The organism is Streptomyces sp. DSM 116793 (assembly GCF_057320905.1).
Window position 1 is genome coordinate 4,024,911 of sequence record NZ_CM170494.1, and the last position, 14,724, is coordinate 4,039,634.

Annotated in this window: 10 protein-coding genes; 5 read left to right on the plus strand and 5 right to left on the minus strand. The window is 74.1% G+C overall.

The features are described from left to right. Positions 1-73: 73 nt before the first annotated feature. A complete protein-coding gene (locus tag ACSMXW_RS15515; RefSeq protein ID WP_485807003.1) occupies positions 74-1,462 on the minus strand; it encodes an NsdA family TPR-like regulatory protein in 1,389 nt (462 codons plus the stop codon). Between the two features lie 1,079 nt (positions 1,463-2,541). On the opposite strand from ACSMXW_RS15515, the gene ACSMXW_RS15520 reads away from it, so the two are divergent. The 3 genes from ACSMXW_RS15520 (at position 2,542) to ACSMXW_RS15530 (ending at position 6,434) form a co-directional block, all read left to right on the plus strand. Next, positions 2,542-3,165: a bifunctional DNA primase/polymerase gene (locus ACSMXW_RS15520; RefSeq protein WP_485807005.1), complete on the plus strand. Its 624-nt coding sequence runs from the start codon at positions 2,542-2,544 to the stop codon at positions 3,163-3,165. Positions 3,166-4,020: 855 nt separating this feature from the next. Further along, positions 4,021-4,773 carry an ABC transporter ATP-binding protein gene (locus tag ACSMXW_RS15525; RefSeq protein ID WP_485808060.1) on the plus strand — a complete coding sequence of 251 codons (753 nt, stop codon included), beginning with the start codon at positions 4,021-4,023 and terminating at the stop codon, positions 4,771-4,773. Then, complete coding sequence (locus ACSMXW_RS15530) at positions 4,770-6,434, plus strand: transporter (protein WP_485807007.1); 1,665 nt, start codon at positions 4,770-4,772, stop codon at positions 6,432-6,434. Before ACSMXW_RS15525 ends, ACSMXW_RS15530 begins: the two co-directional genes overlap by 4 nt. A 312-nt stretch (positions 6,435-6,746) precedes the next feature. Here ACSMXW_RS15530 and ACSMXW_RS15535 read toward each other — a convergent pair whose 3' ends face one another. After that, entirely contained in the window at positions 6,747-7,607 is an 861-nt protein-coding gene (locus ACSMXW_RS15535; protein ID WP_485807008.1) for an alpha/beta fold hydrolase, read from the minus strand. A 727-nt stretch (positions 7,608-8,334) separates the two neighbouring features. Continuing rightward, positions 8,335-9,027 carry an iron-dependent transcriptional repressor DtxR gene (locus ACSMXW_RS15540; protein WP_485807009.1) on the minus strand — a complete coding sequence of 231 codons (693 nt, stop codon included), beginning with the start codon at positions 9,025-9,027 and terminating at the stop codon, positions 8,335-8,337. Positions 9,028-9,461: 434 nt separating this feature from the next. Here ACSMXW_RS15540 and ACSMXW_RS15545 point away from each other — a divergent pair, with 434 nt between their 5' ends. After that, positions 9,462-10,229, plus strand: coding sequence for an SIS domain-containing protein (locus tag ACSMXW_RS15545; RefSeq protein ID WP_485807011.1), 768 nt, complete (start codon positions 9,462-9,464; stop codon positions 10,227-10,229). Positions 10,230-10,342: 113 nt separating this feature from the next. On the opposite strand, the gene ACSMXW_RS15550 is transcribed toward ACSMXW_RS15545, so the two are convergent. Both ACSMXW_RS15550 and pdxH read right to left on the minus strand, forming a co-directional pair. Beyond that, positions 10,343-11,812: a PAS domain S-box protein gene (locus ACSMXW_RS15550; RefSeq protein WP_485807012.1), complete on the minus strand. Its 1,470-nt coding sequence runs from the start codon at positions 11,810-11,812 to the stop codon at positions 10,343-10,345. Between the two features lie 622 nt (positions 11,813-12,434). Next, positions 12,435-13,073, minus strand: a complete 639-nt coding sequence (gene pdxH / locus ACSMXW_RS15555) for a pyridoxamine 5'-phosphate oxidase (protein ID WP_485808062.1) — start codon at positions 13,071-13,073, stop codon at positions 12,435-12,437. Positions 13,074-13,401: 328 nt separating this feature from the next. Here pdxH and ACSMXW_RS15560 point away from each other — a divergent pair, with 328 nt between their 5' ends. Further along, the gene (locus tag ACSMXW_RS15560; protein WP_485807014.1) at positions 13,402-14,538 is read left to right on the plus strand and encodes a citrate synthase 2; all 1,137 of its coding nucleotides are present in this window, start codon (positions 13,402-13,404) and stop codon (positions 14,536-14,538) included. The last annotated feature ends 186 nt before the right edge of the window (positions 14,539-14,724 follow it).

Here is a 14,724-nt window from a genome sequence, read left to right on the forward strand (position 1 = left end):
CCGCGGGTGCCGGCCGGCCCGCGGGTGCCCGCGCCCTCTCCCCGGGCGCGGGCACCGTTCACGCCGGCACCGTTCACGCCGCCTGGAGTTCCAGGCGTGCCCCGAACTCGCGTACCACCGGCTCGTCCCGGTACGGCTCCAGGCGCTCCTGGAGGTCCTCCAGGTACTCCGCGCCGCGGTTGGAGCGCACCGAGCCCAGCAGTTCGACGGCCTGAAGGCCGGTGTGGCAGGCCTGTTCCACCTCACGCTGCTGCACCTGGGCGGTGGCCAGCAGGACGTAGCCGATGGCGCGCCGCCTGGCGCGGGTCTCCGGGAGCCCCGCGAGCGCCTCCTGCGCCCGCTTGGCCGCGGCCTCGGCCTGGCCCAGGTCGCGGTGGCAGTGGGCGAGTTCGTCGGCGAGGTACGCCTCGTCGAAGTGCGCGATCCACACCGGGTCGTCGCCCGAGTCGGCGGTGCCCACCGCCCGTTCCATCGCCGTGATCGCGCGGCCCGCCACCTCCTGGGTCTGGCGGGCGTCCCCGAGCAGGGCGTGGCCGCGGGCCTCGGCGGCGTGGAACATCGCCTCCGCGCGCGGGGTGACCCTGCCCCGGGTGCCCTCCTGGGCCGCGCGCGCCAGTTGTGCGATCTCCCGCGGGTTGCCGAGCTGTGCGGCCAGGTGGCTCATGGACGCCGCCAGGACGTACCCGCCGTACCCGCGGTCCCCGGCCGCCTGGGAGAGCCGCAGGGCCTGGATGTAGTAGCGCTGGGCGAGGCCCGGCTGCCCGGTGTCGACGGCCATGTACCCGGCCAGCTCCGTCAGGCGCGCGGCCGCCGCGAAGAGCTCCCGGCCGACCGCCTCCCGGTAGGAGCCGGCCAGCAGCCCGGAGACCACGCTGTTGAGGTAGTGGACGACGACCGGACGGACCTGGCCGCTGCCGTACTGGTGGTCGAGGGCCACCAGCGCGTCCGTCATCGCGCGCAGCGCGGCCACGTCAGAGAGGCCCACGCGGGGCCCCGCGGTGCGGGCCACCTGGGCGTCCGGGGTGGAGATCAGCCAGTCGCGGCTGGGCTCCACGAGCGCGGACGCCGCCACGGCCGAGCCGGTGAGGAAGTCCCGCCGGCCGACGTCGCTGCGCCACAGCTCGGAGACCTGCTCGATGGCGCCGAGCACGGTCGGCGAGAACATCAGGCCGACGCCCGAGGCGAGGTTCTTGCCGTTGGCCATGCCGATCTCGTCGATCGTGACCGTACGGCCGAGCTTGCGGCCGAGGGCCTCGGCGATGATGGCCGGGGCCCTGCCGCGCGGCTGCTGTCCGCGCAGCCAGCGGGCCACGGATGTCTTGTCGTAGCGCAGGTCGAGACCGTGCTCGGCGCCGCAGAGATTGACCCGGCGGGCCAGTCCTGCGTTGGAGCACGCGGCTTCCTGGATGAGCGCCTGCAACCGTTCGTTCGGCTGCCGCGCGACGAGTGGCCGTGCGGCCATGGCGTCGTACCCCCTGTGGCTGCGGTGGTGCCCTGCCCGTGCACCGGTGGAGTGGATGGGTCGTGTGTGTCGTGCGGATGCGTTTCCTGGGGCCGGTTCGGGGCGCCCCTGCGGAGGGTTCGCCTTCCGGAAGGCGTTCCTCGTGGCCGCCCCCTCGGGGTTGCCTTTCCGGAGGCCTTCGGGCTTCCCTGTGGCGGCCTTCCCTCGGGGCTTCCCCGCCGGGGGTTTCCTTCGGGGCGGCTTTCCGGTCCGGAGGGGATCCCCTTGTGAGGGTTCTCCTTGCGGGGTGCCCCCTTGTGGGACTCCTTCCGGAGGGAACCACAGGGGTGCCGCCTGGAGGTGCCGTCCCGTCCGCATGCCATCTGACGCCGACGCGGGGCCTCTCCTCCTCAGGCTCGGGGCCCTCAGGGGCCCTCACCGGTGATCGATGCCCAGCAAACAATGGGTCAATGCGAGGACATGCGAGGAATGCCCGGTAAGAGATTTTCGCACTGTTGCCCGAGCCCGGTCCGGCCTGCGGCCGCCTGACGAGGGGTCCCCCTGGCCCCGTTCGCCCCGTACCTGGTTACCCGGCGCCCGGAATGGTTGCCCGTGCGCGCCCCCGGGTGTGCATCCGTGCGCCCTGCGCGGGGGGCGGTGCTCCGTCTGTGGGCTGGTGCTCCCCCCCCGGGGTCGGTGTGTGCCCGGTGTGCACGGTGTGCCCGCTCGATCGAACGATGTTTTCGTATTGCACTCACCAAAGGCGTAACCCGGTGTGACAAAAGGACGTTGGGATGGTTGTGGAAGAGACCATCGGAGTGACTTCAGCCATCCCCTCGGCCCGCACGGCCGCCCCCTCGACTCGTCCGGCAGCCGCTTCACCCCGTGCCGCCGCGCCCTCGGCACGGGCGACCGCACCGTCGGCCCCCTCGGCTCCCGCGGCCCCCGCCGCCACCGCGGCTCGTGCCGCCGCGCCCGCGGCGCGTACCGGTGGCCCCGGTGCCCGTACCGGCGGGTCCGCCGACCGGGCCGGCGGGCCGGCGGGTGGCGCCGCGGCCGGGTCGCGGGCGCGCAAGGGCGGTCGGCGGGAGGCCGTGCCGATGACCCAGCAGTACGACGAGGGGCTGCTGGACGCCGCCGTGCGGTACGCGGAGGAGCGGCACTGGGACGTGTTCCCCGGCGCGTGGCTGGAGGTGGCGGAGGGGGTGCAGACCTGCTCGTGCCGCGCGCCGGCGTGCGCTGTGCCCGGGGCGCATGCGTTGGACGCGGACTGGCCCGCGGTGGCCACCGGGAGCGCGACGGGCGTGCGCAGGATGTGGGAGGAGCGGCCCACGGCGGCCATCCTGCTGCCCGCGGGGCGGGCGTTCGACGTGCTGGACGTGCCGGAGACGGCGGGGTTCCTGGCGTTGGCGCGGATGGAGCGGATGCAGGTGTCGTTGGGGCCGGTGACGCGGGTGCCCACGGGGCGGTTGCAGTTCTTCGTGCTGCCCGGGGGCGCGGGGAAGGTGCCGGGGCTGGTGCGGAAGCTCGGGTGGTCGCCCGCGGGGCTGGACCTGGTGGCGCTCGGCGAGGGGGACTATGTGGCGGCGCCACCTACGCGGGTCGGGGGGCGGGGGGTCGTGCAGTGGGCCCGGCGGCCGACTGCCGCGAATCGATGGCTGCCCGATGTGGAGGAGCTGGTGGCTGCGGTGGCCTATGCGTGTGGGCGGGAGGGGGCGCTTTGAGGGGATTCGGCAGTGCGGGGGCGGCGTGCGTGATTGCTGGGGCGCCTTGGGTTTCGTTGTGGGTGCGGCGGTGCGGGTTCCGGGGCGGCCCGGTACCGGCTGCGCGACGGCGGGGGCTTCGGCGGTTCCGGGGGCGTGTGTAGGGCGGCGACTTGGGGTGGTGGGCGCTCGGGTACGGCGGCTTGCGCCGGGGGCTGGGGCGCCTTGGGCTCGTTATGGGGCTCGCTGCTTCGGCGTGCGCGGGTTTCGTCATGGGCGGTGCGCCTTCTGTTTCGCCGGGCCGGGGGCTGTGGCGGGTGCGGGTTTCGTTGTGACCGGGGCGCCTTGGGGTTCGTTGTGGGGCGGGGCCGCGGGGGGATCTCCGTCCTCGGTCCGGCACCTTCCGCACACTGGAGGGTTCTCTGGTCGTGGCGCCGGACACTGCGGGCGGACATCCCCCCACGTCCCCTCACGTCTCGTCGGCGGCTGCGGCCCGGTGGGACCGCACCTTCCCACCTCGTGCCCACCACTGTGAGCAGTCGTTCCGCAGGGCTCGGGGCACCTCCCAGGCCCTTAAGGCAACTGGGAGAGGGTGGGCACAGCCCACGGCCCACGGCGCCCGAACGTACGACCCGCACCACCAGGGGCACACGAGGAGGGGGGGGGAGCGCACGGTGTGCGGACGGTACCGGTCCGCGCCGCCAGGGGTGCCCGGGGCACGGAAGGGGCCCCCGCGACCGTGCGGGGTAGCCGTAGGGTGCGGGCGAGGAGTTGACGGATACGGGGAAAGGCAGACCGGTGACAGGTGCAGAACCGGCAAAAAGTACGGAAGCAGTTAAACCGGACGCCGGGAGGGAACCCGACGCGGCCGTAAGGATCCGGTCACTCTGGAAACGCTTCGGCCAGCAGGTCGCCGTGGCCGGCATCGACCTCACCCTCCCCGCCGGCCGCTTCATCGGCCTCGTCGGACCCAACGGCGCGGGCAAGACCACCACCCTCTCGATGGTCACCGGCCTGCTCCGCCCCGACCAGGGCACCGTGGAGATCGTCGGCCGCGACGTGTGGCGCGACCCGGTCGACGTCAAGTCCCGTATCGGCGTCCTCCCGGAGGGCCTGCGGATGTTCGAGCGGCTCTCCGGCCGTGAACTCCTCACCTACTCGGGACGCCTGCGCGGACTGCCCACCGCGGAGGTCGACAAGCGCGCCACCCAGCTCCTTGACGTGCTCGGCCTGGCCGGCTCCCAGCACAAGCTGGTCGTGGACTACTCCACCGGCATGCGCAAGAAGATCGGCCTCGCCTGCGCCCTGCTGCACAATCCGGAAGTGCTCTTCCTGGACGAGCCGTTCGAGGGCGTCGACCCCGTCTCGGCGCAGACCATCCGCGGTGTGCTGGAGCGGTACACGGCCTCCGGCGCGACCGTGGTGTTCTCCAGCCATGTGATGGAACTGGTCGAGTCGCTGTGCGACTGGGTCGCCGTGATGGCCGCGGGCCGGATCCGCGCGCAGGGCCCCCTCGACGAGGTGCGCGGCGAAGCGCCCTCCCTCCAGGCCGCCTTCCTGGAACTGGTCGGCGCCCAGGACAGCGACGCCGGCTCCTCCCTCGACTGGCTGGGCGGTGGCGCCCGATGAGCGCACCCGCCCCCGCGGGCGGCCCCGCCCCCGCCGCCGTCCTCACCCCCGGCGCCACGCCGGCCGGCGCCCCCACGGGATCGATCACACCCGTGCTGGTCCGGCTGAAGGTGTCGCTGCTCAGGAACGGGCTGCGGCAGTCGGCCAAGCGCCGGGCCGTGTACATCACCTCGATCGTCGTCGTGCTGCTCTTCGCCGCCCTCCAGCTCCTGGGGCTCGTCGCCCTGCGCGGCACCGAGCACGCGACGACGGTGTGCGTGCTGCTGGTGGCCGTGCTCGCGATCGGCTGGGCGGTGCTGCCGCTGTTCTTCCCGAGCGGCGACGAGACTCTCGACCCGACCCGGCTGGTGATGCTGCCGCTGCACCCGCGGCCGCTGGTCCGGGCCCTGCTGGCGGCCTCCCTGGTGGGCATCGGTCCGCTGTTCACGCTCTGCCTGGTGGTCGGGTCCGCCATCGCGACGGCGCACGGCGTCGCGGCGGCGGTCGTCGCGGTGCCCGCCGTCGTGCTGGCGCTGCTGATCTGCGTGGCGCTGGCGCGCACCGTCGCCGCCGCCAATCTCCGGCTGCTGACCTCCCGCAGGGGCCGTGACCTCGCCGTGCTCAGCGGTCTGATCATCGCCGTCGGCATCCAGGTGGTGAACTTCAGCGCGCAGAAGCTCGGCGCGGCCGGCCTCGGCAAGCTCGACCCGGTCGGCGACGTGGTGCGCTGGATCCCGCCCGCGTCGGCGCTGGGCGCGGTCGACTCGGTCGGCGACGGCGCCTATGTCTCCGCAGCCGTGCAACTGGCGCTGGCCGTGGCGGCGCTGGCGGTGCTGCTGTACCTGTGGCAGGGCAGCATGACCCGGCTGATGACGGCCCCGGACGGCTCCACCCTGGACGCCTCCGCCGGCGGCCGTGAGCAGGCCTCCCGCGGCTCCGGCCTCACCCGGCTGCTGCCGGACGGACGCGTCGGGACGGTCATGGAGCGCAGCCTGCGCTATGTGTGGCGCGACCCGAAGACCAAGGCGGCCTGGGTGACGTCGCTCGCCGTCGGCCTGATCGTGCCGGTCTTCAACGCCCTCCAGCACTCCGGCTCGGTGTACTTCGCCTGTTTCGCCTCGGGCATGCTCGGCATCCAGATGTTCAACCAGTTCGGGCAGGACACGTCCGCGTTCTGGATGATCGCCACCACGGTGTCCTCGCCGCGAGAGGCCCTGCTGGAGCTGCGCGGGCGGGCGCAGGTACTCGTCCTCATCACGGTGCCGTACGCGACGCTGGTGACCGTCGTGACCACCGCCCTGGTCGACGACTGGGACCGGCTGCCGGAGGTGCTGGGTCTCTCCTACGCCCTGCTGGGCGCCCTGCTCGCGACCGGTGCCTGGTCCTCGGCCCGGTTCCCGTACTCGATCCCCCGCGACGGCTACAAGAACGTCGCCCCCGGCCAGGGCGGGCTCGCGGGCATCTCCATCTTCGGCGGCATGGCGGCCTCGGCGCTGATCTGCTCCCCCCTGCTGGCCCTCACCATCTGGCTCCACCTGTCCGGCCAGACCACCTGGACCTGGCTCCTGCTCCCCCTGGGCGCCCTCTACGGCACGGCGGCCACCATCATCGGCCTCCGCGCCGCGGCCCCCTGCATGGCCCGCCGCCTCCCGGAGATCCTGACGGCGGTCACCATCGGCTGACGGCACCCGGCGTTCCCCCTGCACGGAGCTCGTCGGGTGGCCGGGAAGCACCCGCCCGGCGGCCACAATCAAGCCCGCCCGGCGACCACGCTCACGCCGTCCGGCGACCACGCTCACGCCGTCCGGCGACCACGACCAAGCCCGTCCGGCGTTTGAGGACGAGCCCGCAGGGCGACCCCCTGGCACCGGGCCCGCAGCCAAGGACGAGACATCGGCCCACCCAGCCCGTCCGGCGTTTGAGGACGAGCCCGCAGGGCGACAAAGGGGGGCCGGGGGGAGACCCCCCGGGCCGGACCCGGGGCACCCCGAACATCAAAAGGCCAGCGCGCCTTCGAGGAACGGCTCGATCGCCGCCCTCCACCCCTCCGGCTGGTCGTAGTGGACCAAATGCCCCGCATCGGCCACCTCCGCATACTGCCCGCGCGGAAGCACCCGCACCATCTCCTGCGCCTCCGCGCGGCCGAGGTCGCCGTCCAGGCCGCGGACGACGAGGGTGGGGCACTGCACCTGGGCCAGCTCCTCCCAGTGCGCGTCGTAGACCCAGGTCTCGCGGGCCTTGAGCATCTGCCGGGGGTCGAAGACCGGCCGCCAGCCGTCGGGGCCCTCGGTCATCACCTCGGCGTAGAAGGCGCCGCGGGCCGGGCTGGGGCGCTCCACCCAGGGGTCGTCCCCGCCGAACCACTTCCGTACGTCGGCGAGCGTCGCGAAGGGCACCGGCCAGGACGTGAACCAGTCCTCGTACTCGCGCTGCGAGGCGACGCCGAGCGCGGACGCGCGCATGTCGCAGATGACGAGACCGCGCACCAGGTCGGGGCGGCGGGCGGCGAGCTGCCAGGCGGTGAGGGCACCCATGGAGTGGCCGATCAGCACGGCGGGCGCGAGGCCGAGCTGGACGATGGCCGCCTCGGCGTCCGCGATGAAGGCCTCGCGGTCGTACGGGCCGGCGGCGGGCTTGGCGCTGTGGCCGTGGCCCCGCTGGTCGAGCGCGACCGCGCGGTGCCGCTCGGCGAGCCAGCGCGCCGTGCCCGCCCAGTGCGAGGCGCGGCCCATCAGGCCGTGCAGCAACAGCACACCGGGCTGCCGCCCGGCCTCACCGCTCTTGGGCGGATCGGCGAACTCCCAGGCGGCGAGGCGTACGCCGCCGGCGCCCGTCACGTCGATGCGCCGCACCATCTATGGGCACCCCCTGTGTCTCCGGCCGACTTGACCTGTGTACATGCCGTTCGCCCCAGAGCACCTGCACGCTATCGAACTATTATTCGAAGATGCTGCTTCTGGCGCCAAGACCCCTCGTTCGAGTGACCGCGCCCAGGGATTGAGCGGTGCGGCCGAGGGGAGATCTTCAGCGGGAGGCGGACCGCTCGGGGACATCGGTCCGAGGGGATTGACCCTGAGAGCTCGGGGCTCCGGGTCAGTACAGGGGAGGACGGGTCCCGGCGCCGCCCGGCGCCGGGACCTTCGCTCTGGCCACACCGGCGCCGTCTTCGCGTCGCACGGCACATCGCACTGCCCCCTCTCCCGGCCGTGTGGCGGGCCCGGCGGCGGGCGCCGCCAGGGCCCGGTGCCGGGCCTGCACCAGGTCATGGAAAAGCCGAGGACAGCCCTCTCAGGTCATATGCCTCTGGGCACACAGCCTCGCACGCGAAGCGTCCGGGCGCTGCCGTTCCGCACACAGAATCCGGTTAATTTTGCATCCCGCGACCCGGTGACCTGAACACAACCTCCCCTGATGCCACATAATTTGACATCCCAGCGGCCGCCGGCGCGCCGCCCGGCGCGCATGGTGCGCGAGGCCCGTCACGCCCCGACGGTGCCGGGGCGCGGAGGCCCGTCATCGGCCCCGGCGGGCATCCGGCCACGGGGCCCGGCACGATCCCGGCGGGCACCCGGCGCGGGGACCTCAGCGCTTGGCGACGAAGACGTGCGACGCGGTGTCGGAGCCCAGCTCGGCGGCCTCGCCGCCACTGCCCACCAGCACCCCGGCCGCCGACTCCGTGACGCTCACCACGGAGCCCGGCTGCACGCCGGCGCGCCGCAGCGTGTACATGAGCTGGGCGTCCGTCTGGATCGGCTCGCCGATGCGGCGCACCACGACCGTCTTGCCGTCCAGGCCGGGGTCGAGGTCGGCCAGCGAGACCATGCCCTCGTCCAGGAACGGGTCGGCCTGGTCCTTCTGGCCCAGCTCCTCCAGGCCCGGGATCGGATTGCCGTACGGCGACTCGGAGGGGTGCCGCAGCAGCTCCAGGACACGGCGCTCCACCGCCTCGCTCATCACGTGCTCCCACCGGCACGCCTCCGCGTGCACCTGCTCCCACTCCAGGCCGATCACGTCGACCAGGAGGCACTCGGCGAGGCGGTGCTTGCGCATCACCCGGGTCGCCAGCCGGCGGCCCTCCTCCGTCAGCTCCAGATGGCGGTCGCTGGCGACGGCGACCAGGCCGTCCCGCTCCATCCGGGCGACGGTCTGGCTGACCGTGGGGCCGCTCTGGTCCAGCCGCTCGGCGATCCGGGCCCGCATGGGAACCACACCTTCCTCCTCCAGCTCGAGGATGGTGCGGAGATACATCTCCGTGGTGTCGATCAGTCCGGACATACGTGCCCCTCGCTTGGCTCTGCTGGCTCTACTGCTCGCCCCGCTGGTGATCACCACGGGTGCGCGTGGCCCTGGAACAATTCTGACGCATACCGCTGACAACCGGACCCGTCGCAGATGCCGTACCGCGGCGGGCCGGCGGGAGGCGCACCCCGCACGGGAAGACCGGTTGACAGCGCACTGGTCCGGACCGCACCGTGATCCGCGGCACAGCCGCGGGACGCGCGCGGGGCGCGGACAGGCACACGGGACCGCTCGCGGGTCCCGCACCGGGCCGACCCGGGTCACAGGAGTGTGCCAGGGGACCGGGGGCCGTGGCCAGGGAGCGCCGCGACGAACCGGCCCCCGGGCACCCGGCCGCACCCCCGGCTCGGCACGGCATCCACCCAGGGCCGCGGGTTCCCGCCCGCGGCCGGCTACGAGAGGACTCCCGGATGAGCGACAGGGACCTGGCCGGTCGGTACTTCGACGCCGCGATCGCGCTGCTGGAGCGGGTGCGCGACGAGGAGGCGGACAGCATCCGAGCGGCCGGCGCCCTGCTCGCCGACACCGTCCAGGCCGGGGGCCGGCTGTTCGCGTTCGGCGCGGGCCACTCCTCGCTGGCCGCGCAGGACCTGGTCTACCGGGCGGGCGGGCTGGCGCTAGTGAACCTGCTCGCGGTGCCCGGCACGGTGGGCGTCGACGTGATGCCCGCGACGCTCGGCTCCGCCCTGGAGCACGTGGGCGGGCTCGCGGCGGCCGTGCTGGGCGCGAGCCCCGCGCGGGCCGGCGACGTCCTGGTGATCATCTCGCTGTCCGGCCGGAACGCGCTTCCCGTGGAGATGGCACTGGCGGCCCGGCAGCGCGGCCTGAAGGTGATCGGGGTGACGTCGGTCGGCTACACCGCGGCGACCGCGTCGCGCCACGCGTCGGGCACCTTCCTCAAGGACCACTGCGACGTCGTGCTGGACAGCCGGATCCCGGTCGGCGACGCGGCGCTGTCCGCCGACGGCATCGCGGCGCCGTTCGCCCCCGCCTCCACCGTCGTCACCAGCGCGCTGCTCCAGGCCACCGTGGCGACCGCGGCGGGCCTGCTCGCCGAGCGCGGCGTCGAGCCGCCGCTGCTGCGGTCCGCGAATGTCGACGGCGGGCACGCGTGGAACGAGAAGGTGTTCACGGAGTACGGGGACCGGATCTTCTACCAGCACGGAGTGCCCCGGTAGGGGCGCGGGGAACCGGCGGCGAAGCCCGCCGCCGGCGGATGGCGCGGATGGTGCCCCGGGTTCCCCCGCGCCCCTCCGAAGCGGGGCCGCGCCCCCGGCAGAGGTGCCGTGCGTCAGGTCAGGCCGCCGCCGTCCAGGACCTGGGAGAGGTCGAGGGCCGCGGCTATCCGCACGGCGACGCTCTCCGCGTAGGAGGCGTCCGTGCGGTCGAAGGGCGCCCGGCTCGCGCCGCGCAGGAACGTCACCACGCCGAGCGTCCTGCCGCGGCTGCGCAGCACCGTGCAGAGCGCGTGCACCGCGTCCTCGGGCCACTGCCGCTCCGTGGCCCACGCCGGGTCCGGGATCCGGTCGGCGGCGCTCCGGGCGGCGCGGGGGCGATCTCCGGCGTCCCGTGCGCCGCGGGCCTCGGACGGTCCCGACAGGCTCCGGGAGGCGGCGTACGCGCTGGCGCGCACCGACCCCTCGCGGTCCACGCACTGCAGCGCCGGGTGCCCGGCCGCGTACCGCATGGGCAGGCCCGCGGAGCCCGCCGGGGCGCTCGGCCCCGAGGTGCCCGAGGGCGTCGTGACGGCGCGGACCAGGCGGACCGGGCCGCCGTCCGGGGCGCCGCCGGGCGTGATCAGGTCGATCAGGGCATGGTCGGCGAAGCCCGCGAGGGCGAAGTCGAGCTGGACGGCGGCGGCCTCGGCCGGGTCCTCGCACTCCGCCGCGGCGCGCGCCGCGCGGTGGAGCTGGTTGGCGCGGAACCTGAGCTGGGCGGCCTCCTGGGCGGCCTGCTTGGTCTCCGTGACGTCCGTGAAGAGCCAGCCGACGCCCAGCGGCACCGGCTCCTCGGCGAGCGGCGAGGCGAGCCGGAGGAAGCCGCTGCGCCAGCAGCGGCGCCGCTCCCCGTCGGCCGTGCGCAGGGTGACCCACATCTCGGCCGGCGCGGGCGGCGCGCCCTCGGCGAGCACGTGCGTGAGGGCGCTCTCCAGCTCCTCCGCGCCCTGGGTGATCAGCTCGCCCAGGGGGCGGCCCAGCAGAGCGGTGCGGCCGGTGCCCAGGGCGCGCGCCGCGTAGCGGTTGACGACGGCGGGGCGGAGGTCGGCGTCGACCAGGACGACGCCCCAGGCGGCGTCCTCGAACAGTGCCTCACTGAGCGCGATGGAGCGCTCCAGGTCTATCTGCGCGTGCACCTCGCTGAAGGCGCAGTACACGCCGGCGGGCTCGCCGTCGGGGCCGCGCACGGCGGCGGACTGGGTGCGCACCAGGACCCGGCCGCCGTCCTTGGTCAGCAGCGCGAACTCGTGCACCTGGCGGCTCGGCGCGCGCATCGCCGACATCAGCCGGCCCTCCACCTCCGCGGCGTCCGCGGGACGCACCGCCCAGCCCGCGAAGCCTTGCCTGCCGACCGCCTCCTCGGCGCTCCAGCCGAGGATCCGCTCGGCCTCGCGGTTCCAGTGCGTCACCACGCCGTCGGCGTCGAAGGCGCACAGTGCCGCGTCCATGCCGTCGAGCAGCGCGGCGAGCAGATCCGCGCCGTCCCGCCCGGGGTCGGGCGGGCCCAGCTCGTCGGTGGTTCCGCTGCGCCGGGAAGCACTCACCGGGGCACCCCCTGCCGGCCGATTCCAGGTGGAGTGCACGCGGTGACGGCACTCCAGATCATTCAACTCGAACGTGACGGAGCCCACATGCCGTTCCCCGAAAATCGTTGCGCCGTGAATATCCGGCGGCATGGGGATGACATCCGCATTTACGCCCGCCATTGATGATGGCCCGTTCCGGGCCCCACGAACAACTGCCCTCCCTGTGAAAAACACCGCGCCGTCCCGGCGGGGCCGTGCGCCCCCGGAAAAATCCCCTTGAGCACGGGGCGGGGGCGTGCTTAGGCTGGGGTCACTCGGGAAAGGAGGTGGTTCGGCAGATGTATGACAACCGGACACGAGAGGTGACTGCGGGCTAGCGGCCCGACATCACACTCAAGTGCGGTGCCGGACCAGCGCGTGAGCGCAGCCGGCCAATTCCACACAGTCACCCGACCCGCGGGCCGCCGGTACGTCCGGCCGGCTTCCTTCCGCCCAGGCGGCAGGAACCATGGCCCGCGGGTTGTCCGTTTTCCGGACCTTCCGGCGGCACCCCAAAGGGGCGGGGGCGCAGCCCCGCTCGGGAGAAGCCGGGGACCCGGCCCCGCTCGGGAGAAGCCGGGGGCGCGCCGCCCCGCCGCGCTCAGGGATAGAGCCGCTCCACCCGCCACGCCCCCGCCGGCGTGCGGACGTACCGCAGACGGTCGTGCAGCCGGTTCTCCCGCCCCTGCCAGAACTCCACCGTCTCCGGCGCGACCCGGAACCCACCCCAGTGCGGCGGCGCCGGCACGGCCTCCCCCTCCGGGTAGCGGCTGGCCAGCTCCTCGTACGCCCGGTCCAGCTCCGCGCGGGAGGCGACCTGCGACGACTGCTCGCTGGCCCAGGCACCGAGCTGGGAGCCGTGCGGACGGGTGCGGAAGTAGGCGGCGGTCTCGTCGCGGCCGGTGCGGGACACCGTGCCCGTGACGATCACCTGGCGGGCCATCGGGTGCCAGGGGAAGAGCAGCCCGACGCGGGGGTTGGCGGCCAGGTCGCGGGCCTTGCGCGAGGTGTAGTTCGTGTAGAAGACGAAGCCCCGCCCGTCGTACTGCTTGAGCAGCACCGTGCGGGAGCTGGGGCGGCCCTCGGCGTCGGCCGTGGAGACGACCATGGCGTTGGGTTCGTAGAGCCCGCCCTGTTCGGCGACGTGTGCGGCCTCCTGGAACCACCGGCTGAACTGCTCCATCGGCTCCGGTGCGAGATCGCTCTCGGACAGGCCCTCGGCGCGGTAGTGGGCGCGCATCTCGGCGGGGTCGGCCGCGCCGGGCGGCACCGCCACCTCGGGGTGGGCGGCGGCGTCGATGGCGGCGGCATCGGCCGCGGCGGCCGCTGCGGCGGCACTGTCCGCGGGGTCGGCTGGGCTGGCGTCGGCTGGGTGCGCGCGGTCTGTCACGCAGTCATCTTGCCGTACGGACCGTCCCCGGCGGTGGTGAGGTCCCGCACGCGTTTCCGGTTCGGGGCGGGGTGAACGGCCGGCGACGACGGTGACAGCCTTCGTTCGAGGACTTCTCATAGATTCGTAGCCCGCACGTGGACCGTTCGCAGTATGGAGCCCAGTCAGGAGCCGCCCCATGTCCGACTTCATACCCGGCCTCGAAGGAGTCGTCGCCTTCGAGACGGAGATCGCCGAACCCGACAAGGAGGGCGGCGCCCTGCGCTACCGGGGCGTCGACATCGAGGACCTGGTGGGGAAGGTCTCCTTCGGCCATGTGTGGGGGCTCCTCGTGGACGGCTCCTTCGACCCGGGGCTGCCGCCCGCCGAGCCGTTCCCCATCCCGGTGCACTCCGGCGACGTCCGGGTGGACGTCCAGGCGGCGCTCGCGCTGCTGGCGCCCGTGTGGGGCCTGCGGCCGCTGCTCGACATCGACGCGGCCCGCGCCAGGGAGGACCTGGCGCGGGCCGCCGTGATGGCGCTGTCGTACGTCGCGCAGTCGGCGCGCGGGCAGGGGCTGCCGATGGTGCCGCAGCGGGAGATCGACAAGGCCGGCAGCATCACGGAGCGGTTCATGACCCGGTGGCGGGGCGAGCCGGACCCGCGGCACGTGGCGGCCGTGGACGCCTACTGGACGTCGGCCGCGGAACACGGCATGAACGCGTCCACGTTCACCGCCCGCGTCATCGCCTCCACCGGCGCGGACGTGTCCGCGGCGCTGTCCGGGGCGGTGGGCGCCATGTCCGGGCCGCTGCACGGCGGAGCGCCCTCACGGGTGCTCGGCATGATCGAGGAGATCGAGCGCTCGGGCGACGCGGAGGGCTATGTGCGCCGGGCGCTGGACCGCGGCGAGCGGCTGATGGGTTTCGGCCACCGGGTCTACCGCGCCGAGGACCCACGCGCGCGGGTGCTGCGGCACACGGCCCGGGAGCTGGGCGCGCCGCGGTTCGAGGTGGCCGAGGCCCTGGAGCGCGCGGCGCTCGCGGAACTGCACGCCCGCCGCCCCGACCGGGTGCTGGCCACGAACGTGGAGTTCTGGGCGGCGATCGTGCTGGACTTCGCCGAGGTGCCGGCGCACATGTTCACGTCGATGTTCACCTGTGCGCGGACGGCGGGGTGGGCGGCGCACATCCTGGAGCAGAAGCGGACGGGCCGCCTGGTGCGGCCCACGGCCCGGTATGCGGGGCCCGGGCCGCGGGGGGTGGCCGAGGTTCCCGGGTACCGTACGTCCGGCTTGCGTCCGGAGGCGGCCGGACCGGCTCCCTCTGGGCAGTGACGACGCGCGGGCATCGTCGTGGCTTGTCGCGCAGTTCCCCGCGCCCCCAGGAACCCGGGGATGCCCCGACACCAACCGCACCCACCAAGGGGCGCGGGGAACCGCGCGAGCGACCACCCACCCGCCGGTGGCCCGGAAACGACCGGAACAGCCCCCTTGGGACGGTGGCGACCCGACGGTCTCGTC